The 20,585-nt window shown below is 64.4% G+C and carries 17 protein-coding genes; 12 read left to right on the top strand and 5 right to left on the bottom strand.

What is annotated here, in order from left to right; genetic code table 11:
* Nucleotides 1–228: 228 nt before the first annotated feature.
* The 3 genes from IV498_RS16175 (at nt 229) to IV498_RS19115 (ending at nt 2,090) form a co-directional block, all read left to right on the top strand.
* Nucleotides 229–1,248, top strand: a complete 1,020-nt coding sequence (locus IV498_RS16175; protein WP_269048121.1) for a LacI family DNA-binding transcriptional regulator — start codon at nt 229–231, stop codon at nt 1,246–1,248.
* 364 nt (nt 1,249–1,612) lie between these two features.
* On the top strand, nt 1,613–1,774 hold the full coding sequence (locus IV498_RS16170; RefSeq protein ID WP_330059761.1) for a nucleotidyltransferase family protein: 162 nt from the start codon (nt 1,613–1,615) through the stop codon (nt 1,772–1,774).
* Between the two features lie 25 nt (nt 1,775–1,799).
* Entirely contained in the window at nt 1,800–2,090 is a 291-nt protein-coding gene (locus IV498_RS19115; RefSeq protein ID WP_442951367.1) for a HepT-like ribonuclease domain-containing protein, read from the top strand.
* On the opposite strand, the gene IV498_RS16165 is transcribed toward IV498_RS19115, so the two are convergent.
* Nucleotides 2,042–3,277 (bottom strand): CehA/McbA family metallohydrolase, encoded by a 1,236-nt coding sequence (locus IV498_RS16165; protein WP_269048120.1) that lies wholly within the window; start codon nt 3,275–3,277, stop codon nt 2,042–2,044. The genes IV498_RS19115 and IV498_RS16165 overlap by 49 nt on opposite strands.
* 219 nt (nt 3,278–3,496) lie before the next feature.
* Here IV498_RS16165 and IV498_RS16160 point away from each other — a divergent pair, with 219 nt between their 5' ends.
* From IV498_RS16160 to IV498_RS16135, 6 genes are all read left to right on the top strand, one after another.
* Nucleotides 3,497–4,915, top strand: a complete 1,419-nt coding sequence (locus IV498_RS16160) for an ABC transporter substrate-binding protein (RefSeq protein ID WP_269048119.1) — start codon at nt 3,497–3,499, stop codon at nt 4,913–4,915.
* Complete coding sequence (locus IV498_RS16155) at nt 4,912–5,871, top strand: carbohydrate ABC transporter permease (RefSeq protein WP_269048118.1); 960 nt, start codon at nt 4,912–4,914, stop codon at nt 5,869–5,871. Before IV498_RS16160 ends, IV498_RS16155 begins: the two co-directional genes overlap by 4 nt.
* 44 nt (nt 5,872–5,915) lie before the next feature.
* Nucleotides 5,916–6,731 (top strand): carbohydrate ABC transporter permease, encoded by an 816-nt coding sequence (locus IV498_RS16150; RefSeq protein ID WP_269048117.1) that lies wholly within the window; start codon nt 5,916–5,918, stop codon nt 6,729–6,731.
* Nucleotides 6,731–7,804: an ABC transporter ATP-binding protein gene (locus IV498_RS16145; protein WP_269048116.1), complete on the top strand. Its 1,074-nt coding sequence runs from the start codon at nt 6,731–6,733 to the stop codon at nt 7,802–7,804. The genes IV498_RS16150 and IV498_RS16145 overlap by 1 nt, the downstream gene beginning before the upstream one ends.
* Before the next feature lie 144 nt (nt 7,805–7,948).
* Nucleotides 7,949–9,214, top strand: coding sequence for an MFS transporter (locus tag IV498_RS16140; RefSeq protein ID WP_269048115.1), 1,266 nt, complete (start codon nt 7,949–7,951; stop codon nt 9,212–9,214).
* A 143-nt stretch (nt 9,215–9,357) separates the two neighbouring features.
* Nucleotides 9,358–10,167, top strand: coding sequence for a DUF1206 domain-containing protein (locus IV498_RS16135; protein WP_269048114.1), 810 nt, complete (start codon nt 9,358–9,360; stop codon nt 10,165–10,167).
* A gap of 121 nt (nt 10,168–10,288) precedes the next feature.
* Here IV498_RS16135 and IV498_RS16130 read toward each other — a convergent pair whose 3' ends face one another.
* On the bottom strand, nt 10,289–11,461 hold the full coding sequence (locus tag IV498_RS16130) for an alanine racemase (protein ID WP_269048113.1): 1,173 nt from the start codon (nt 11,459–11,461) through the stop codon (nt 10,289–10,291).
* Between the two features lie 220 nt (nt 11,462–11,681).
* Here IV498_RS16130 and IV498_RS16125 point away from each other — a divergent pair, with 220 nt between their 5' ends.
* The 3 genes from IV498_RS16125 (at nt 11,682) to IV498_RS16115 (ending at nt 16,207) form a co-directional block, all read left to right on the top strand.
* Nucleotides 11,682–15,311: a TM0106 family RecB-like putative nuclease gene (locus IV498_RS16125; protein WP_269048112.1), complete on the top strand. Its 3,630-nt coding sequence runs from the start codon at nt 11,682–11,684 to the stop codon at nt 15,309–15,311.
* A gap of 246 nt (nt 15,312–15,557) precedes the next feature.
* Nucleotides 15,558–15,827, top strand: a complete 270-nt coding sequence (locus IV498_RS16120) for a hypothetical protein (protein WP_269048111.1) — start codon at nt 15,558–15,560, stop codon at nt 15,825–15,827.
* Nucleotides 15,824–16,207 carry a type II toxin-antitoxin system VapC family toxin gene (locus IV498_RS16115; RefSeq protein ID WP_269048110.1) on the top strand — a complete coding sequence of 128 codons (384 nt, stop codon included), beginning with the start codon at nt 15,824–15,826 and terminating at the stop codon, nt 16,205–16,207. Before IV498_RS16120 ends, IV498_RS16115 begins: the two co-directional genes overlap by 4 nt.
* A gap of 33 nt (nt 16,208–16,240) precedes the next feature.
* Here IV498_RS16115 and IV498_RS16110 read toward each other — a convergent pair whose 3' ends face one another.
* From IV498_RS16110 to IV498_RS16100, 3 genes are all read right to left on the bottom strand, one after another.
* Nucleotides 16,241–18,862 carry a Tex family protein gene (locus tag IV498_RS16110; RefSeq protein WP_269048109.1) on the bottom strand — a complete coding sequence of 874 codons (2,622 nt, stop codon included), beginning with the start codon at nt 18,860–18,862 and terminating at the stop codon, nt 16,241–16,243.
* Between the two features lie 71 nt (nt 18,863–18,933).
* Nucleotides 18,934–19,734 carry a PIG-L deacetylase family protein gene (locus IV498_RS16105; RefSeq protein WP_269048108.1) on the bottom strand — a complete coding sequence of 267 codons (801 nt, stop codon included), beginning with the start codon at nt 19,732–19,734 and terminating at the stop codon, nt 18,934–18,936.
* An 80-nt stretch (nt 19,735–19,814) separates the two neighbouring features.
* Complete coding sequence (locus IV498_RS16100; protein WP_269048107.1) at nt 19,815–20,156, bottom strand: YnfA family protein; 342 nt, start codon at nt 20,154–20,156, stop codon at nt 19,815–19,817.
* Nucleotides 20,157–20,585: the final 429 nt, after the last annotated feature.

The raw sequence follows: 20,585 nt of genomic DNA, 5'->3' as shown, positions 1-20,585 counted from the left end.
GCCGAGGCGGAACCCGTTCCGGATACGCCTTCAACAGGTCATCGGCTTTCACATACAATGCAGTAGCAAGGGTGTCCAGATCGGCGTCCACGCGGGCCTCCAAGTTCGGCGTTTGGGTTTGATACCGCCGATTCTGGGCACCTTTGCCAACAAAAACACCACGCCGCGCCGAGACGACCCCTTGGAATTACTCATCTAGTGCCCACACACGGCCGCTAGCATTACCCCATGACCCAGCCGGCAGTGCAACCCCTGCGTTCCGCCGTCACCCGCACGGATGTGGCGCGCTACGCGGGGGTGAGCGCCGCCGTCGTCAGTTATGTGGTCAATTCCGGTCCCAGGAACGTGGCACCAGCCACCGCGGCCCGCGTACTGGAGGCCATCCGTGTGCTGGGCTATCGGCCCAACGCGGCTGCGCGCGCGCTGAAGCTCGGCTCCTCGGAAACGTTTGGGCTGATACTTCCGGAAAACAGCAATCCACTCTTCGCTCAGCTGGCACACTCCGTCGAGGAAGCCGCGGACCGGCTGGGCTTTGCACTGATGATGGCCAACTCGGACGGTTCCCTGTCCAAGGAGCGCCGGCACCTGCGCAACTTCCTGTCCCGGCAGGTCACGGCCGTCCTGCTGGCCAGCGTGGCCTCCGAACCGGATCTGAGCGATGTTATTTCGGCTGACATCCCCGTGGTGCTGCTGAATCAGGGCCAGGCAGCCCCCGGCTTTGCCGCCGTCGGCGTCGACCTGCGGCAGGGCGCGCAGGAGGCCGTGAAGCACCTGATCTGGCACGGGCACCGCAACATTGGGCTGGTGATCGGCACCAACGGAACACAGAAGGCCGATGGCCGGGAGCTGGGTTGGCTCGACGCCTTGGCAACGGAAGGACTCCGCGCGGGGCCCATCGCGCGGGCGCCGTTCACGCGGGAGGGTGGGTATGCCGCGGGCAAACGGCTGATCGCCGGCAATGAGCGGCCCACCGCGGTTTTCGCCAGTTCCGACAGCCAGGCCGCGGGTCTGCTGCGCGCCCTACACGAGGGCGGCATCCGGATTCCCGAGGACATAGCGATTGCGTCCTTCGACGGATCCCCCGAGTCCGAATACACCTGGCCCGGGCTCACCACGGTTGCCCAGCCGCTGGCGGCCATGGCGGCCGCCGCCGTCGAGGCCGTCACCGGTGGTGGCCACAATGACAACCCCACCCTGCGGATCTTCCCCACCGAGCTGATTGTGCGGCGTTCCTGCGGCTGCGGGTAAAGCACCCGGGCAGCTCGACAGGCGGCAGAAGTTCCCCTCGGTATATCTCCGCGATATAACTGGCGCGATATAATTTGACTGTGGCTGTGGACATCGGAGAACTTCGCTATAGAGCGAGAATGAGCCAGACAACGTTGCCAATGCTCTCTGGCATCAGCCAGCCAAACATCTCAGCCCACGAAGCGGGACGCCGCGTCCCCCGACCCGAGTAAGTGCAGAAGCTTGTGAGCGCGCTGCGCCGGCGCCCTTCAGAAATCCTCTTCGAGCACAGAGACGAAGCCGTAGCGTTGGCCCGAAAGTACCATTTGACCAAGGTGCGCGTCTTGGATCCGCGGTCCGAGGCGAAGATACCCCGAACTCCGATATCGATCTTCTCATTGATCTCGAACCCGGCGCGTCCTTATTCGACCTGACCGGCTTTCATTTGGACATGACCGCCCTGCTTGGCGTCGAGGTCGATGTTGTAACCGCAGGTCCACCAAGCCCGATTATGAACCGGATATTGGACGAGGCCGTCCCTCTGTGAACGGTTGGGCTGGGCGCAAGAGATAGTGGACGGCGGCCGCACCGCCTTCTTCGCGGAACAGAACTGGCAAGCCCGGGAGGCAATGAAGTCTATTCTTGTGGATCTAAACACAGCGGCAGACAATCTTCCCGACGAAGTACGAGAAGAGCATCCCAACGTTCCATGGCGGAATCTACGCGACCTCCGCAACGTGCTGTCGCATGAATACGCCAACGTCTGCTACGAAGCAATTTGGACCACTGCCGTAGACGCTCCGCCGCAACGGGCTTATGCAGTGATCGCGAGGATACTGCGGTCGGCGGTCTCCAATCGGTAGGGGCCATTCCCGTCGGCCTTCAGGGTTTGCCGCGGGCTGGTGATAATGCACCTCCGGCCGGTGATGTCGCCGAAAACCGCACCTTCGGCGTCGTAGGCGATGAGCTCATCGCCCACGTGCAGGAGCACGGCTCCGTTGCGGGCGCCTCCCATGCTGAGGGAGGTGCGGCCGCGCTTCACGCCTTCGAGAATGCTCTCCGGCGATGCTTCCTCCGCGGCGACCCACGTGGTCGGCGTGCCGACCGAAACACCCTCCCCTGGTCTGTGAAAGTCGCTGCCTCCGAGCGGGATGGCCGACGCCGTGCCCCACGCGTTCCACCAGGCCCAAATACCGGTGTCAGTGGCTGAGCTCTGCCAACTGCTGTGCATGATCTCGGCATGTCCGGGCTTGCGGTCAAGGCTCCATTGCCACGAACAATCCCTGGAAACGGGGTGGTTGATCGACAGGACGCCGCCGGCCGGTTCGACGGAGTCGACCCAGGTCTGCGGGTGCCGGCGGAAATCGATCCAGGGCAGGGAACCGAACGCGTTGGCATGTCCCCGTGCCGTCGTCACCTCCTGCCCGGGCAGCAGCGCGATGCCATATTCGGCGGAAACACCCGGCAGATGACGGTGATGACTCACGGTGTTGTGGTCGGTGACCGCGAGGAAATCGAGCCCGTTGGACACCGCCTCGGCAGCCAGCGCCCTGATACTTAGCGCGCCATCGGAGTGCAGGGTGTGGGCGTGAAAATCGCCGGCGAACCAGGGGAGGCCGTCAGCGGCGGCGAAGGGCCGTCTCTTCAGGCTCGGCCGTTCGACTGCCGACACCGGCGGAGCGGGCGGCACAGGTTCAACCCTGTGTTCGGCTGGGGTGCTGATCAGAAGATGAAACTCGAGACCCTCAGCCGGAATCTTGTGCAGCCCCAGAACAACAGACCACTCGCCCAGTTCCGGAGTGCCGGGAATGTATCCGCAGGTTGCTTCGGTCTCCGTAATCACAAAACCGGTCTTTGTTCCGCCGGACCATCCGCGCCACTCCGCCGGACCGTCACAGCCTAAATCGATGACGCCCTTGCTCCGGTCGTATTCCAACCGGACTTCGAGGGACGAGGTTGGATCGGATACTTCGAAGGGCACGTCGAGGTACGGGGTGGCAACCCGGTCCGCGGGGTAGAGGATGCGGACAATCCGCCGGACATTCGTCATAGGCCGCAACCCTTCCAATCGGGAACGATGCCTGTCACCGCCCGAGAATAGCAGTGATCCGAGAACGTAGCCGCGATATTCAGTCCGGGGACGTGGTCGCGATATTAGATCCGGATTTCCTTGCCAAAGCTCCGCACCGGGAGTACTTTTGCTTCAGCTGAGCTTTGTCAGCTTGTCCTAACCATCTGGCAAGGCGTTCTTCCTAGAAGAGGGTTCCTGATGAAACACCTGGGTCGCACCAAGTTCGCTGTGTCATCGATGGCACTTCTTTCCCTCACTCTAACCGGGTGTATCGGTGGAGGAAGCAGCTCAACCCCGGTTAATCCCTCGCAAAACGCCGATGCGAAAGACGTGACCCTGTCCATCAGCGCGAACGCCATCCTCGGCGGAAAGAGCGACGCTGAGGCCGTCTGGATAACCAAATCCGTGATTCCAAAATTTGAGGCCGAACAGAAGGCGAAGGGTGTCAACGTTAAAGTCTCCTTTAACCCCAGCGGCGTCGAAGATGAGGCCTTCAAATCGAAGATGTCCCTCGCACTCAAGGCGCATACCGCAGCGGACCTGGTCGAACTCGACGGGATCTGGACGGGGGAATTTGCTGATGCCGGCTACATCAAACCGCTCAATGACGTGGTCGGGAAGGAGAAAGTCACTGCCTGGGACGGCTGGAAGCAGATCCAACCGGGGATCCAGCAATTCACCAGCTACAACGGCCAGGCCTATGGCATCCCCGAGGGGACCGATGGGCGAGTCATTTACTTCAACAAGAAGCTGTTCCAAAAGGCTGGGTTACCCGCCGATTGGCAGCCTAAAAGTTGGGCGGACATCCTCTCGGCTGCCGAAAAGCTGAAGTCGCTGAGCGGGGTTACCCCGCTGCAGATCAATGCCGGCACCCCGATGGGCGAGGCGACCACCATGCAGGGCTTCCTTCCCTTGCTGCAGGGAACCGGCCAGCCGGTCTACAAGGACGGCAAATGGCAGGGTGCCAGCCAGGGCGTGAAGGATGTGCTCGATTTCTACGGGAAGATTTACGGATCGGCGAAGCTGGGCGATCCTCTGCTGCAGCAGGAAACCGACGGGCGCAGCAAGTCCTTCCAACTCTTTGCGGACGGAAAATTGGGCATCATCATTGAAGGCGACTATCTCTGGCGGTCGGTCATCAACCCCAAGGGCGGCATTGCACCGATGGCGGACCGGGACACCGTGGTGGGCTGGGCGAAAATTCCGGCCCAGGCGCCGGGTAAGGGCGTGAACGGAACGGATTTCGTCAGCATGTCCGGCGGCGGTGGGGTGTTCCTCAACCCCGATTCGAAGTACCCGCAGCAGGCTTGGGAGTTGCTGACCTTTATGAACTCGGCCAAGATCCTGGAAGATAAATTCATCCCAACTCCGCAGCTCTCCGCGCGCGACGACGTCAATGCGGCGGTCCTCGGCAAGGATCCCCTGTTGACGTACATCGCCAAGGAGGTGCTGCCCGTGAGCGGGTTCCGGCCCGGCGTGGCCGTCGATCCTCAGGTCTCCCTGGCGATAGAAGATGCCACGGGAAAGGCGGCATCGGGCACCTCCGGCGAGGCTGCCGCACAAGATTATGAGAAGGCACTGGAACAACTCGTTGACAAGTCCAACGTGTTCAAATGAGCGAGATCGATGCCGATGCAGCGGCCTCGCAAAAGTTACGTAAATCAGAACGGGTAAAACGCAAGGGAAACCGCACCTCCGAGGACGGGGATTCCGCCGGACTGGGCAAGGGCCGGGCGGCCGCATTCGTCGCTCCGGCCATGCTGCTGATCGCGATCTTCCTGGTTTTTCCGGCCCTGTGGACGCTTTACCTGGGCCTGACAAATTACCGGCTCACTGGTTTCGCGGCCACGCATCCACGCTTCGTCGGCATCGACAACTACGTCAATGCGCTCACCGACAGCCGTTTCCTCAATTCTTTGGGGCTGACGCTGCTCTTTGTCCTTGGATCGGCCGTGATCGGGCAGTCCGTGCTCGGTTTCGCCATTGCGTGGATGATGACGCGGGTGCGGAAAGGCGTCAAAAGCGTCGTCGAATTTTTCGTTCTGCTGGCGTGGATTGTTCCCAGCTCGGTCAGCACGTTCTTGTGGTTGGCGCTGCTGGACCGCAATAACGGGACGCTGAACACTCTGTTCGGGACGGGGACAACGGCCTGGCTGCTGCAGTTCCCGATGCAGAGCATCATCGTTTTCAACACTTGGGTGGGAACGGCGTTCTCCATGCTGCTGTTCAGTTCGGCCCTCGGAGCCGTTCCCCCCACGCAGCTGGAAAGCTCGAAAATCGCGGGGGCGGGAGCGTGGGCGCAACTGCGGGATGTCATCTTTCCGCACATTAGAAGCCATGTCCTGACCAACACAATTCTGATCACGCTGTGGACGTTCAATACGTTTACCCCATATTTGCTGACCGCCGGCGGGCCGGATCACAGATCGGAGATCCTCCCCGTCTATATCTACCGGCTGGCCCTCAGTGAGGGATCGCTGGGGCAGGGCTCCGCAGTGTCCTTGATAATGATCCTCATCAATTTGGTGATCGCGCTCGTCTACCTGAGGATCCTGCGGGAGAAGAAATCGTGAACAGTATGCAGGCGACCGCCGACAGCTCGGCAAGGCCGGCGTTGATGAGGCATTTTCTCGGCCTGATGGGAAAGACGCTCTTCATTGCGCTGGTCCTGGCCTTTTTTGTTATCCCGGTGCTCTGGCTGGTCTTCGCTCCCTTCGATGCGCATCCTTCGCTGACCATTAAGGCGCCACAGTTCACCTTCCATAACTTCGAGGTTCTCTTTCAAACCCCTGGTGCCATTGCCTCGTTGGGGAACTCGATCATCCTCGCACTGGGCACGATGATTCTTGTCCTTGTCCTCGGCGCGCTGGCCTCCTACGCCCTGTCACGGGTCAAGATCCCCGGCCGCGACATCCTGCTGTACACCCTGCTTCTGCTCTCTTCGATCATTACGGGAACGGCAGCGATGGTGCCGACTTTCCTTTTGATGGTGAAGCTTGGCCTGATTGACTCCCAGCTCGGGGTCATTCTCATCCTGGGCAGCGGCATCATGCCGACCGTGATTTTCATCCTCAAGGATTTCATGGACTCCATCCCAAAATCGTATGAGGAGTCGGCCCGGATTTATGGTGCGAAGCCGCTCAGGATTCTCTGGGACGTCGGAGTTCCGCTCGCGCGCCCGGGCTTGGCCACGATAGCGGTGTGGGCCGTGGTCCAGGTGTGGGGCAACTTCCTGGTGCCGTACATCCTGCTCCAGACACCCTCCCGAACCCCTGCCGCCGTCGTCATCTACACGTTTTATACGGAGGGTGGGCAACCAAATCTGGCACTCATTTCCGCGTTTTCGCTGCTGTTCTCCATTCCGGTGATAGCCATGTACTTTTTCGTCAACACCCGCTACGGGTTCCGCTTTTACGGAGGCATCAAGAGCTAATGGCCAGCATCGTCACAACGTCTCTCGTGAAGGAATATCCCGGCGGAGTCCGGGGCGTCAATGGGCTCAGCCTGACCGTCAACGACGGCGAGTTCTTTGCCCTCCTTGGGCCGTCCGGCTGCGGAAAGACGACACTCCTGCGCACCATAGCGGGCTTGGAAAAAACCACGTCCGGGAGAATCAATATCGGCGATCGTGACGTTACCGACCTGGAGCCAGGAAAACGGAAGATAGCGATGGTCTTTCAGGACTATGCACTTTTTCCGCACATGTCAGTCGCTGACAATATTTCATACCCCCTGAAAATCCAGAAGATGCGCAAGACTGACCGATTGGAGGAAGCGGAGAAAGTGGGAGACGGTCTTTCCCTGCAGGGGCTGATGGAACGCCGTCCCGGTCAGCTTTCCGGCGGCCAGCAGCAGCGGGTGGCACTGGGCCGCGCCATTGCCAGCCGGCCGGAGGTTTTCCTCTTCGACGAACCTCTTTCAAACCTCGATGCACGCCTCCGCCTTGAGGCGCGAACCTTCCTCAAGAAGCTGCAGATCGACCTGGGCATCACGACGGTGTTCGTGACCCATGATCAGGCTGAAGCCCTCGCCCTCGCGGACCGCATCGCGATCATGAAGGCGGGCACGCTGCAGCAACTCGGAAGCCCACGGGAGGTGTTCCAGCGCCCCGCCAACATCTTCGTCGCCTCCTTTGTTGGCTCAACGCCGATGAATCTGCTGCCGGCAACCGTACAGGACGGCAGGGTTCTGGTTTCCGGCACATCGCTGCCCCTGCCGGCATCGGCTGAGGGTCTCGTTGCCGAGGGACAGTCCGTGACCTGGGGCGCGCGTCCCGAATACCTGCACATGTCCACGACGGAGACCGCCGATGCTTTCCTGGGAGGCGTCACCATCTCCGAGAATCTGGGCGCATCCGTGCTGCTGAGCATTTCCGTTGGCGAGAGCAACGTCCGGGTGGTGGTGGGTGAGGACCAGGAACCCTCGATGGGGACCTCGGTCTGGGTCAAGGTCGAGCCTCGAAGGTCCCTGCTGTTCGACAGCGACGGCGACAGGATCGGGAAATAAACCCTGCTCCGCCTGGGACCCTAGGACCCGCAGGGCCACCCAGGGCGGTTCCACCGCCGGGTTCGTCAGCTAACCTTAAGTAGCGGTATCCGTGCGGCGTGGCACGAGTCTTCCCTCCCCCTCGTTCTGATCGGACACTTCTCCATGCCTTCGACCCCCTCCACGACGCGCAGCGACCGGCTGCCCATCGCTGCGCTGCTGATTTTGGCGGCGATCGGCTTCACCGCGATCACCACGGAACTGCTGCCCTCCGGACTGCTGCCGCAGATCAGCGCCGGCTTCAACGTCAGCGAACCAGTGGCTGGCTACCTCACCGCCGGCTACGCCGCCGTCATCGTGGTCACGGTGATCCCGGCGAGCATTCTGTTGGCCCGCGTGCCGCGGAACGCCCTGCTGGTGTCGCTGATTGTCACCTTCGCGCTCAGCAACGCGCTGATCGCCGTCGTCCCCAGCTTTGGACCGGCCATGGGCGCACGCCTGGTGGGCGGCATCGCCCACGGCGTGCTCTGGTCAACGATGGCGCCGTTTGTGGCCCGCATTGTGCCTGCCTACAAAATGGGACGTGCCATGGCCGTGGTGTTCGCCGGCAACAGTCTGGGTCTGGCTGTTGGCGCGCCGGTGGGCACCGCCCTGGGGGCGTTGCTCGGCTGGCGAATGTCCTTTCTAATGCTCTCGGGCGTGAGCATCCTGCTCGCCGTGCTGGCGCTGTGGCTGCTGCCGCGGGTCCGCCGAATCCCGGATGCCAAGCACCCCTCGCTGCGGCTAGCCATCGCCCAACCCGGGGTCAAGCCGGTGGCCATCGCCTGGCCCCTGTTGCTGATGGCGCACTTCGCGCTGTTCACCTACATTGCCCCGTTCAGCCGCGCCGCGGGGCTTCCCGGCTACGCCGTGACGCTGTCGCTGACCGTGCTGGGGGTGGCTGGACTGGTGGGAATCTGGATTGCCGGCATCACGGTGGACAGCCGGCCGCGCCGGTCCCTGATTACGACGACGGCGGCCATCGCCGCCGCGTTCGTGCTGCTGCCGTTTGCGGGGCTCAGTATGACCGGCGCCATGATCCTGCTGTCCGTCTGGGGCGCCGGACTTGGCGCGATCGGCATCTACAACCAGGCCGCGATCCTGCGCGCCGGCCGGGAACACCGTGATGCTGCCAACGGCCTGACCGTGCTCACTATCCAGATCGGGATCGCCGTGGGCGCCCTTTACGGCGCCGGTGCGCTCACCGCCGTCGGGCCGCTGCTGCTGCCGCTGGCTGCCGCCGTGCCCGCGTTTGCCGCGTTCGCCATCGTCCTCGCCGGCCGGTCCCACGCCTACCCCCGCGGACCCAAGGAACTGCGGAAGGGCCGGAACGTGCCGGCATCCGACGGCGTGCTGGTGAATGCTGGAGGGGCAAGCGACCGGCAGCACTGACGCGCTTGACCTGCCTTGATGCGCCTCGATGCGCCTCGATGCGCCGAAGGTTATGCTTCAAGCTGGGCGTGGATCAGCGCCCGCAGCATGCGTCCGGCCACCGACTCGCCGCTGCTCAGCGCGTCTGCGGGAAAGGACCCATCATGAGCACCCGAGGAAAAATCCGGCGCGCCGGGAGTGAGACCGGCAACAGCACAGTGCTGAATATCGCCGCGCGTGCCGGATTCGCGGCGAACGGCGTACTGCACCTGCTGTTGGGCTACCTCTCGATCAGGATCGCCCTGCACCACGAAGGCGAATCAGATCAGTCCGGAGCCCTCGCGCAGTTGGCGAAGCTTCCCGGCGGAACGGTGATTCTCTGGCTTCTGGTGGCCGGTTTCGCGGCGTTGGGGCTTTGGCTCCTGCTGCAGGCCTCGCTGGGCATCGGCTCGTCCTCCAAGAAGCGGTGGGTCCGGAGTATTGTCTCCCTGTTCAAAGCCATCGCCTATCTCGCGCTGGGCTGGACCGCATTGACCTTCGCCATGGGCGGGTCCACGGATGCCACGAAGTCGAGCCGTCACACCAGCGGAACCATCCTGGCGCTGCCAGGGGGGCAACTGCTCCTGATCGCCGTCGGCCTGGTCACGGCGGGCATCGGCGGATACTTCATCTACAAAGGTGCCCGGCAAAAGTTTAAGGACGACATCACCGTTCCGCAGGAGCCGGCCAGGCGGGCCGTGCTGGCCCTTGGTGTGGCTGGCTACGTTGCCAAAGGCGTAGCCGTGGTCACGGTGGGAATCCTGTTCATTGTTGCCGCCGTCCGGGTCAACCCGAAGGACGGTTCTGGCCTCGACGGCGCGCTGAAGGCCTTGACCGCTCTTCCGTTCGGGCAAATAATCCTGGTGGTGGTCGGTGTTGGGCTGATCGCGTACGGGGTTTACAGTTTTGCCCGCGCCAAGCTCGCCCGGCTCTGACCGGGAACGAAGCATCCACCCACCGCGCGGCGCGGGCGGAGCAGTACCGGCGGCATCCACCGGTGGATCGGCGCGGGTGAAGCAGTACCGGCGAAGCCTCCCGGGCGATATGCCCTCCGGCTTAGCTGTTCCGCCCGCGGGCGGCGACCCGCCAGGTATCCGCGGCGACGCCGTCCACCAAAACGGTCAACTCGTCGGCCAAGTTTACGGCCGCGCAGACATGGTTCGGCAGCACACGCAGCCGCTCGCCGAGGCCCGGCAGCCCGGCGCCGTCCGGGAATCGAACGGTGGCGTGGTGTTCGGACAGTGCGGTGATCCGGGCATCGCGATGATCCAGCAGCCGGCCACCGCCCGTGGCCCAGCCCGGCCAGTCCGCGCCGAGCGTTTTGCTGCCGGCATCCAGCACGAGGTCCTGCCCGTGCCGGCTCACCACCGTCGCCACCGCCCAAAGCGCGACGTCGTCCCATTCGCAGGTGCCCATTTCCACCTGCTGGGCGTCATTGAACAGATATACCCCGGGACGCACCTCGGTGAGAATCGATGCATCCGCCGCATCCGCCGTCGGCGTGGAGCCGCCGCTCACCACCGGTGATTCCAGTCCGGCTGCGGCCAAAGCGGCCACCGCTGTGACGAGCGCACGAGCCTCGTCCGCGGCGGCGTTGGCGCGGTTTCCCAGACCGTAGCCATGCCCGGGAAAGGTGAAGACCCCGCCGACCTGCAGCCCGGCAGTGGCCGCTGCCAGTGCCACCTGGCCAGCGTCCTGCGGGGCAGTGCCGGAGCGGTGATGGCCGCTGTCCACCTCGACCAGTACGTAGATCGGGGCGCCGGAGGAAGCAGTCCTGCGGTTCTCGGCAGACCCAGGGATCGGAGCGTCGATGGCTGGGTCACCAGTGGCTGCCGCAGCGCTGATGGACCTGCCAGCAGTGGTCGCGGCCAGCTGCCGCGCCCCCTCTGCCGAGTCCACCGCGACGGTCAGGCTCACGTTGTCCGCAAGCGCCCGAAGCCGCGCACCCTTGCCCTCATCAGCCCAGATGGGGAACGCAATGAAGAGGTCCTTGACCCCGGCCTGCGCGAAAACCTCCGCCTCCCCAATCGTTGCCACCGTCAGCCCCACCGCGCCAAGTTCGATCTGCCTCAGCGCCAGCTCCACCACCTTGTGTGTTTTTGCGTGCGGCCGCAGGGCAAACGCACGGGCTGCGGCAGTCTTTGCCATCGCAGCGAGGTTCCGTTCCACGGTGCCGGCATCCACTGCCAGGAAGGGCGTGGCCGGCATGTTGTCGCTGCTGGAAGTCATGGTTTAATCGTGCCACAACGTGCTGGCGGGACGGGTACGGGCGCCGCCACTCCCCGGCCGTTGGAGCTGCTTGGCCGTTGGAGCTGCTTGGACCGCCTTGGGCCCTTGGGCCCTGGCTTCCGTAAACTGCCGCGCTGCCCGGCGCTCTCCCCAGCGTTTGATTTGCTGTCAGACCCTCCTGCTACGTTGGTTTGACCATCCATTCCACTCTGGGGACATTATGTTTCTGCTTGATTCGGCTCACCCAACGGTCCCCCGCGATCTGGTTTTTTCCGCCACCGATCTGGTCACGGCAGCAACATGCGAGTACCGGCTGCTGCGGATCCTCGATGAGCTGCTAAAGCGAACACCCAAGGCTTCGTTTCCCAAGGATGAGATGCTGGCCCGCGCTGCCGCGCTCGGTGACGTCCACGAGCATCGGGTTCTTGATCAGTTTTTGGCGCAATTCGGCAGCTGGGATCCGACCACGAGGCGTGGGGTCTACGACGTGGAGCCAGCCAACCGGATGGAACGCGGCGTCCTGGAGGCCAAGCACGCCGAATCCATCGACGCCTTGAAGTCCGGCGCTGACGTCGTCTTCCAAGCGGCGTTCTTCGATGGGTCCTTCCACGGCCGCTCAGATTTTCTACTCAAGCAGCCAAACGGAAACATCGCGGTTTTCGACACCAAGCTGGCCCGGCACGCGAAGGTCACCGCCTTGCTGCAGCTTGCCGCTTATGGCGACCAGCTGTTCAAGGCGGGGATTCCTCCGGATCCCACCATGACGTTGGTGCTGGGCAACGGCGTGCACAGCGATCACAGTCTGACGGATGTGCTGCCGGTGTTTTACGAACGGAGGGCCCGGCTGTTGACCATTACCGCCGAGCACCGCACCGAGGAGGGACCGGTCCAGTGGGGCGATGAGCGCTACACCGCATGCGGCCGTTGTGACTACTGTGCGGAGCAGGTGACGCTGCACCGGGACCTGCTGCTGGTGGCCGGGATGACGCTGATTCGGCGAAAAAAGCTCATCACCGCGGGCATCACCACGATCGACCAACTCGCCGCCCTGCCATCCGGGGGTGCGGAGGAGCCGGACGGCACCCTCGCCAAACTGCGGGAGCAGGCCGGGTTCCAGGCCGGCACTGCCCTCCCGGATGGCTCGGTCAACTTTCCGGATAAGGCCGGCGCGCAGCGGACCGTCAGCTACAAGGTGCTGCCCGGCAACACGCTGGACAGGCTTCCGGAACCGAGTCCCGGGGATATTTTCTTCGACTTCGAGGGGGATCCGCTCTGGCAGGATCCGACCACGGGCTCCTGGGGAATGGAGTATCTGTTCGGCGTTGTGGAAAACGCGTCCGAGCCGGGCGGGAAACCACCGTTCAAACCGCTGTGGGCGCACAGTCGGGCGGAGGAACGCCAGGCCTTCGTGGACTTCCTGGCCTACGTTGAACAGCGGCGCCGGGAATATCCCGACCTGCACATCTACCACTACGCACCGTACGAAAAGTCGGCGTTACGGCACCTCTCCGTCACGCACGTCGTTGGCGAGGCTGCGGTGGATAATCTGCTCCGCGACGGTGTCTTGGTGGACCTGTATGAAACCGTGCGACACAGTCTGCGGATCTCCGAGAGCTCCTACAGCATCAAGAAACTGGAACCGCTCTACATGGGCTCTCACCTGCGTTCGGGAGAGGTGAAGGATGCCGGTGCCTCCGTGGTGGCCTATGCCAATTACTGCCAGGCCCGCGACACAAAGTCCCCGGAGGAGGCGGCAACCATTCTTGCCGGCATTTCGGACTACAACGAGTACGACTGCCTGTCCACGCTGGAGCTGCGCAACTGGCTGCTGACGTTGGCGGCCGAGCGCGGCATCTCACCCGCCGAGCGGAATGCCATAGGGCATGACAATGGCGGCCGGGTCGGCTCCGTGGGCACCAGAGGGAACGACGACGACGACGGCCAGGCCGGGTACGGAGCGCTGCCGGAGGAAACCAGGCTGCTGGACTACGTTGCCGCCCGGCAGGCTGCCCTTCCACCGGGAGAGCCGCTGACCGCTGACGACCAGGCCATCGCCATGGTGGGTGCCGCCGTCGGCTATCACCGACGGGAGGACAAACAATTCTGGTGGGGGCATTTCGATCGTCTCTCGTCGCCAACGGACCAGTGGGCCGAAACCCGGGATGTCTTTGTGATTTACGAGGCGCAGGTGATTCAGGACTGGGCCAAGCCGACGCCGCGCAGCAACCCTGTACGTACAGTGCGGCTGCTGGGTGCGTTGGCGGACGGCTCGGGCTACCAACCCGGCAACAAGCTGTTCCGGATGTACCAGGAACCGTTGCCGGACGGCGTGGAAGTTTCGGAGGATCCGAACATCTCCCGCGGCGGCTGGTTCGGCACGGAGGTGATCGAGGTGGACCGCTCGGGAACCAGCGATGTGCTGCTGGTGAAGGAAAAGCTTCGCCGCGGTGTGGGCGAATACCAGCAGCTGCCTTTCGCCCTCACGCCGGGTGAACCGGTGGCTACCAAGGGACAGAAGGAGGCGCTGTCCGAGTTGGCCATCCGGGTGGGATTGTCGCTGCCGTCCCTGCCCGGGCATCCGGCCCTTGATCTGCTGCGCCGGATCGAACCCCGCTTGGCCACCCTGCCCGCGCTGCCGGAAGTGGGTGCCGGGCCGGACGCCTACATCGATGCCATCACCGCTGCCGTGGCGGATTTGGATCATTCCTATCTGGCCGTGCAGGGACCGCCGGGGACCGGCAAGACCTATGTCGGTTCCCATGTGGTGGCCCGGCTGGTGGCGCGTGGCTGGAAAATCGGCATCGTGGGGCAGTCGCATGCCGTGGTGGAGAACATGCTCTGCGCCGCGGTACTGCAGGCCGGCGTGCCGGCGGACCGGGTGGCCAAGGAGCCCAAATTCCGCCTCAAAGACGCGCCGTGGTTGCATCAAAGTGACGAGGACATGACCCGCTTGCTCGCCGAGGAGGGCGGTTGCCTGGTGGGGGGAACGGCTTGGGCGATGACCGGTTCCAAGATCCCGGCCGGTGCCCTGGACCTGCTGGTCATTGATGAGGCGGGCCAGTTTTCCCTTGCCAACACCTTGGCCGTCTCACGTGCCACGAAGCGCCTGCTGCTGCTCGGTGATCCGCAGCAGCTGCCCCAGGTTAGCCAAGGCAAACACCCGGAACCAGTGGACGAATCAGCCCTGGGCTGGTTGTCCCACGGCCGTCATACCCTGCCGCCGGAGCTGGGCTATTTTCTGGCCACCTCGTGGCGGATGCATCCGGACCTGTGCGCCTCGGTCTCCCGGCTGTCCTACGACGGAAAGCTGGAATCCGCACCGGCGGCCGCACTCCGTCATCTCGACGGTGTTCCGGCCGGCGTGCGGTGCGTCTACGTGGACCATACCGGCAACACCACCAAGTCCCCGGAGGAAGCCGAAGAGGTGGCCCGTCAGGTACGGGCGCATCTTGGCCTGCTCTGGGCTGATCCCCAGGACCCCGCGCCGCGTCCGCTCGAAGAAACGGACATCTTGGTGGTGGCGGCCTACAACGCCCAGGTGCAGCAGATCAGTGATGTCCTGACCCGCGCCGACCTGCGCAATGTCAGGGTCGGCACGGTGGACAAGTTCCAGGGCCAGGAGGCACCGGTCGTCATTGTCTCGATGGCGGCCTCGGTAGCCGCGGGCGCGCCGCGCGGCCCTGACTTCCTGCTGAGCCGCAACCGGATCAATGTGGCGGTCTCACGCGGTCAGTGGCGCGCCGTCGTTGTCCGCTCCCCCGAGCTGACCAACTATCTCCCCGTCCACCCGGAAGGACTCGAACAACTGGGCGCGTTTGTCGGCCTGTGCAACGCCGGAAGCGGCGATTGACCGCTAAAAGCGGGCATATTCCTGCGTTGGTCGGACCTCGACAAGGACAGCGCGTTATGGTTCGAGGGGCAATTGCGAGCCTGAAAAGCGGCCGCGGTGTTGGTCATCAGTTGAGCGAATGAGCCTTCTTTGGGCCGAAGCGGCGTGGGAGGACTATCTCTTTAGTATCTCGAGGGCAAAAGGACAGGTGCCGGATGCCCCGGATTTCCGGTGTTACACCTATCATCGGGGTGTTACACTTGTTGCATGCCAACTACCCGACGCCGCCATGTCATCACCGAATCGGACGAAGTTGCGGCGGCACTGCGGGATGCCGCGCAAAGGTGGCCGGGAGATGCTGATCGTCCTGGTCGGCTGGTGGCACATCTGCTCAACGAGGGACACAGGGCCATTCTGGCTGACGCCGAGCGCGCTGCAGCCGCACGCCGGGAGGCGGTTACCGCCGCGGCTGGCCGCCTCAGTGGAATTTACGAAGAGGGCTATCTCGCTGGCCTGAGAGATGAGTGGCCCGAATGATCGCGTTGGACGCCAGCGTACTTATCGCACTACTGGAAACGGGCGATCAGCACCACCAACGCGCCAGGGAGTTCCTTAGCGCTGCCGTGGATCAGCCGTGGATCATCAACGTCCTGACTCTGGCTGAGGTTATGGTGGCTCCGGCTAGATTTGGCCGCTTGCCTTTGGCGAAGGCCGCCCTGGACTCCCTGGCCCTGCGTGTCGATGCCATCTCCGCCGATCAGGCCGAGGCGTTGGCGTTGCTGCGGGCCGAAACCGGACTCAAGATGCCCGACGTATGCGTCCTCCTCACCGCTCTGGCAGCAGGAGCTTCAGTGGCAACCTTTGATGATCGGCTGGCCAGTGCGGCAAGGAGTCGCGGCGTTTCGCTCAGCTTTTGATGGCTTCGATGCAAATGAGGGCCACCGCGTGAACTAGCCCCCAAGCAAACCGGCCTTGCGCAGGGCTTCGGCCATCGCGGTGTCGGATGCTGACGCGGCCGACCGGCGTCCCGAGAGTCTCCCCGATCCTTCACCGGCTGAGGCCGCCAGCGGGGATCCGGACCTATTCGACGGCCGGGATCCGGGAGACGCAGAAAGATTTTCGCTGCCGGAAGGGACGGCCGCCCTACTTCGCGGAGACTGCACAGGGTCCGCCGCCGGAGCAGCAGCCCGGCCACTCTTGGGGACAGCCGCCCCACCACTATTGGCGACAGCCACCCGGCCGCCCGGGGCGGGAGTGTCGTCGTCGATCCTCAGGGTCAGGGAAATGCGCTTGCGCTCCGGATCCACCTCCAGCACTTTGACCCGGACCACCTGTCCGGACTTCACGATTTCGCGCGGGTCGGCGACGAACTTGTTGGCCATCGCGGAGACGTGCACCAGCCCATCCTGGTGGACTCCCACGTCCACGAAGGCTCCGAAGGCGGCCACATTGGAGACGGTTCCTTCCAGGATCATGCCCGGGCGCAGGTCGGCGATCTTTTCGATCCCATCGGAAAAGGTGGCGGTGGCGAACTGCGGCCGCGGGTCCCGGCCGGGCTTCACCAGCTCCGCCAGGATGTCCCGGACAGTGGGAACACCGAAGGTGCCGTCCGCAAAGTCTTCCGGTGCCAAGGCGGCGATGGCGCTCTCCCGACTACCGCCGTCGTGCGCGGCGTTGTTCGTACCGCCGTTCCTACCGTCGTCCGTGCCGTTGTGCGTGCCGTTGCGCCCGCCCGAACTGCCGGCGCTGATCCCCATTGCCCCAGCGCCCGCGGCGGCCAGAATCCGCCGCGCCACGCCATACGCCTCGGGATGCACACTCGAGGCGTCCAGCGGCTCCGCTCCGCCGCTGATCCGCAGGAAGCCAGCGCACTGCTCGAAGGCCTTCGCGCCCAGCCGTGGAACTTTTTTCAGCTCGGCACGGCGGGTGAAGGGTCCATGCTCATTGCGGTGCGCCACGATGTTCGCGCTCAGCAGGGCGCCCACGCCGGCCACCCGAGCCAGCAGCGCCGGGGAGGCTGTGTTGACGTCCACACCGACCGCGTTCACGCAGTCCTCCACCACGGCGTCCAGGGAACGGTCCAACTTGGCCGGGCTTAGATCGTGCTGGTACTGCCCAACGCCGATGGATTTGGGTTCGATCTTCACCAGTTCGGCCAGCGGGTCCTGCAGCCGGCGCGCGATGGAGACGGCACCGCGCAGCGTCACGTCCAGCTCGGGCAGCTCCGCCGAGGCCAGCGCGGACGCCGAATACACCGACGCGCCGGCCTCGGAGACCACGAGCCTCGCGACCCTTTGATCCGGATTCTGAGCCGCCAATTCAACAATCAGCTCACCGGCAAGCTTGTCCGATTCCCGGGACGCGGTGCCATTGCCGATCGCGATCAGCTCGACCCCGTGCACCGTGGACAGCCGGACCAGCCGGGCGAGCGCCTCGCCCCACTTGCGCGCGGGGGCATGCGGATAAATGGTGTCCGTGGCGAGGACCTTGCCGGTGCCATCCACCACGGCCACCTTCACACCGGTACGCAGCCCCGGGTCCAGGCCCAGCACGGTCCGGTTGCCGGCTGGCGCAGCGAGCAGCACATCGCGCAGGTTCGCGGCGAAAACGCGCACCGCCTCGGTCTCGGCGGTCTCGAACAACCGGCTGCGCAGGTCCGCCGCCAGCCGGGCCAGGATGCGTGAGCGCCAAGCCAGCTGTGCGGTCTGCGCCAGCCAGCCGTCCGCGGGCCGGCCGCGGTCGCTGATCCCCAGCGAGCGGGCAACGGCCGATTCATAGCGCGCGCGGGCAGTGTTGACTGCGTCGGCGTCCCGCGGGTCCGCCTCGGCGATGGTCAACTCCAGCACACCCTCCTTCTCGCCGCGCAGCAGCGCCAGCACACGATGACTGGGCAGCGTGTGCAGCGGCTGGACGAAGTCGAAAAAGTCCTTGAATTTGGCACCCTCCGCATCCTTGCCCGCCTTGACCCGCGCCCGCATCCGCCCCTGCTGCCAGAGCCGCTCGCGCAGCCCGCTGACCAGGGCGGCGTCCAGCCCGGCCCGCTCGGTCAGAATCGCACGGGCCCCGGCAAGCGCCTGGACAGCATCTGTCACCGCCTGCCCCGGGTTCAGGTGCTTGGCCGCCTCCCCGGCAGGGTCAAGCTGCGGGTTCCGCAACAGCGCCTCCGCCAACGGCTCCAATCCCGCCTCCCGCGCCATCTGGGCTTTGGTGCGCCGGATGGATTTGTACGGCAGGTAAAGGTCCTCCAGGACCGACTTCGTCTCGGCGCGTTCGACGGCGGAGCGCAACGAGGGGGTCAGCTTGCCTTGGGCGTCGATCGCCTCCAACACGTTCCCGCGGCGGTCCTCAAGCTCACGCAGGTAGCCCAGCCGCTCCTCGAGCGTGCGCAGCTGCGCATCGTCCAAGGTACCGGTGGCTTCCTTGCGGTACCGCGCCACGAACGGCACCGTGGCGCCGCCGTCGAGCAGGTCGACCGCGGCCCGGACCTGCCACGGCTTGACGCCCAGCTCCTGGGCAATGCGGGCGAAGATTGCGGTATTGAGGCTTTCGGCACGAACAGTCACCCTTGCCATTTTGCCCTATCCGCTGTTCCGCCGGCTTCTGACGATCCAGCAGACCGCCTTGGTCCCCGTTCCGGGTCTCATCAGTCCAGGCCCTCAAAGATGTCCGCGAGCCGGGGCGCGTCCGGCGGCCGCAGCGGCCACGCGATGATCATGGGCTCGCGGCCGACGGAGCGGAGCCAGTCCTCGTCCGTACGGTTTGAATCGAAGATGACGTGCGCCTGGCTGCGATGCTGCTTCAGACCGGCCACGATCCGGTGGGCCACCGTCGTCGTGTTGACTTCGATGTCTCTCAGATAGTCCGGGACCCCTCGCAGATGGTAAACCCGCTGCGGATCCCAGGGTGGCAAACCATGCCGGATCCGGGCGGCATTCCACCGCAGCATCGTCGATTCCCGGATGGCACCATGCACCAGGCGCTGCAGACCGGGGCCGCCACGGGAACGTACGCGGTGGAACGCCTCGTCGGTGGCACGTCCGATGGTTACATGATCGGGATGACCGGTGATCCCGTCGGGGCCGAAGGTGGCAACCACCAGCGGGCGCTCGTCATCCAGGATGCCGGCAATTCTGTCCACGAGCTCGGAAAAGGGCACCTCGGCCACGCCGCCGTCGGAATATTCCAGCCAGTCGTGCCGGTCCGGTACCCGGCCGTGGGCCCGCCAGGCGTTTTCGCACTCCTCTCTGCGAATAGCGCCCAGCGTTTCGCGAGTCGCGGGGAAGCCCGGAGCAATATCGCCGGCCTCCCCATAGCTGGCATGTACCAGGGTATAGCGGAAGCCTGCCTCGTCCCCATGCAGGGCGATGCTGCCGGCCACCCCGTAGGCGTCGTCATCGGGATGTGCGACTACCAAGGCCAGGCTGCGCGCTGCCGGGAAACCCATGGGCACCGGTATAGCAGCCGCGCCGTCAGGGAGCAAGGGCAGGTGCCAAAGTCGTTGCGCTTCCGGCGCGTGCTTGCCCTCTAGGCTCCGGAACCGCGCGGGGCGAACATGATCACTGCTACGCCGACCAGGCAGATCAGCGAACCGGCAAGATCCCACCGGTCCGGTTTGAAGCCGTCGAAAATAACTCCCCATGCCAGCGATCCGGCCACGAAGACGCCACCGTAGGCGGCCAGAATACGGCCGAAATGCGCCTCCGGCTGCAGCGTCGCCACGAAGCCATATAAGCCCAGGGCCACGATGCCAAGGCCGGCCCACCACCAGGATCGTCCCTCGCGCACGGCCTGCCAAACCATCCAAGCGCCGCCAATTTCGGCGATCGCGGCCAAGACGAACAAGAGGACTGATCTGGCGAGCGTCATAATCCAAGTCTTACCCACTTTCGCCGGTCACGGCGCCTGGCCCTTTCGCAGCCTTACCTTCCTCAACCGCGAGACTCGCCCTCCCCGCCGACTTGCCAGCCCGCCTTCCGATGTACCTGACAGCACCACTCCCCAAGTCCCGACGGCAACACTCCCCAAGTAAGTAGCAGCAGATGCACGCATTCGGCCTTTTGAGTGCATCTGCTGCTACTCAGTTGAGAATGGGTGCGGGATGGGAAAAGGAGTGCCAGGGAAGGCGAGGGGGCCCTAGGCGAGGGGGCCCTAGGAGCCCGCTGATTAAGGCGGATCTATTATGCCCGGGTTTTTCCGGTGGGCCATTTTTCGCGCCGGAGCCGGACGCCGGATTGGGCTCTTCTGGGCTGAAGTCCTGATCCGGAGCCGGTCTTGGGCGCTCCATGGGGCTTCTCG

Origin of the sequence: Paenarthrobacter sp. Z7-10, assembly GCF_026932795.1 — a bacterium.
Classification (GTDB): domain Bacteria; phylum Actinomycetota; class Actinomycetes; order Actinomycetales; family Micrococcaceae; genus Arthrobacter_M.
This window is presented reverse-complemented; position numbering and strand designations above follow the sequence as displayed.

What these genes read in the sequence shown, in the direction of transcription:
- IV498_RS16175 (WP_269048121.1), top strand. Translation starts at nt 229, where the DNA reads ATGACCCAGCCGGCAGTGCAACCCCTGCGTTCCGCCGTCACCCGCACG.
- IV498_RS16165 (WP_269048120.1), bottom strand. Translation starts at nt 3,277, where the DNA reads ATGACGAATGTCCGGCGGATTGTCCGCATCCTCTACCCCGCGGACCGG.
- IV498_RS16160 (WP_269048119.1), top strand. Translation starts at nt 3,497, where the DNA reads ATGAAACACCTGGGTCGCACCAAGTTCGCTGTGTCATCGATGGCACTT.
- IV498_RS16155 (WP_269048118.1), top strand. Translation starts at nt 4,912, where the DNA reads ATGAGCGAGATCGATGCCGATGCAGCGGCCTCGCAAAAGTTACGTAAA.
- IV498_RS16150 (WP_269048117.1), top strand. Translation starts at nt 5,916, where the DNA reads ATGAGGCATTTTCTCGGCCTGATGGGAAAGACGCTCTTCATTGCGCTG.
- IV498_RS16145 (WP_269048116.1), top strand. Translation starts at nt 6,731, where the DNA reads ATGGCCAGCATCGTCACAACGTCTCTCGTGAAGGAATATCCCGGCGGA.
- IV498_RS16140 (WP_269048115.1), top strand. Translation starts at nt 7,949, where the DNA reads ATGCCTTCGACCCCCTCCACGACGCGCAGCGACCGGCTGCCCATCGCT.
- IV498_RS16135 (WP_269048114.1), top strand. Translation starts at nt 9,358, where the DNA reads ATGAGCACCCGAGGAAAAATCCGGCGCGCCGGGAGTGAGACCGGCAAC.
- IV498_RS16130 (WP_269048113.1), bottom strand. Translation starts at nt 11,461, where the DNA reads ATGACTTCCAGCAGCGACAACATGCCGGCCACGCCCTTCCTGGCAGTG.
- IV498_RS16125 (WP_269048112.1), top strand. Translation starts at nt 11,682, where the DNA reads ATGTTTCTGCTTGATTCGGCTCACCCAACGGTCCCCCGCGATCTGGTT.
- IV498_RS16120 (WP_269048111.1), top strand. Translation starts at nt 15,558, where the DNA reads ATGCCAACTACCCGACGCCGCCATGTCATCACCGAATCGGACGAAGTT.
- IV498_RS16115 (WP_269048110.1), top strand. Translation starts at nt 15,824, where the DNA reads ATGATCGCGTTGGACGCCAGCGTACTTATCGCACTACTGGAAACGGGC.
- IV498_RS16110 (WP_269048109.1), bottom strand. Translation starts at nt 18,862, where the DNA reads ATGGCAAGGGTGACTGTTCGTGCCGAAAGCCTCAATACCGCAATCTTC.
- IV498_RS16105 (WP_269048108.1), bottom strand. Translation starts at nt 19,734, where the DNA reads ATGGGTTTCCCGGCAGCGCGCAGCCTGGCCTTGGTAGTCGCACATCCC.
- IV498_RS16100 (WP_269048107.1), bottom strand. Translation starts at nt 20,156, where the DNA reads ATGACGCTCGCCAGATCAGTCCTCTTGTTCGTCTTGGCCGCGATCGCC.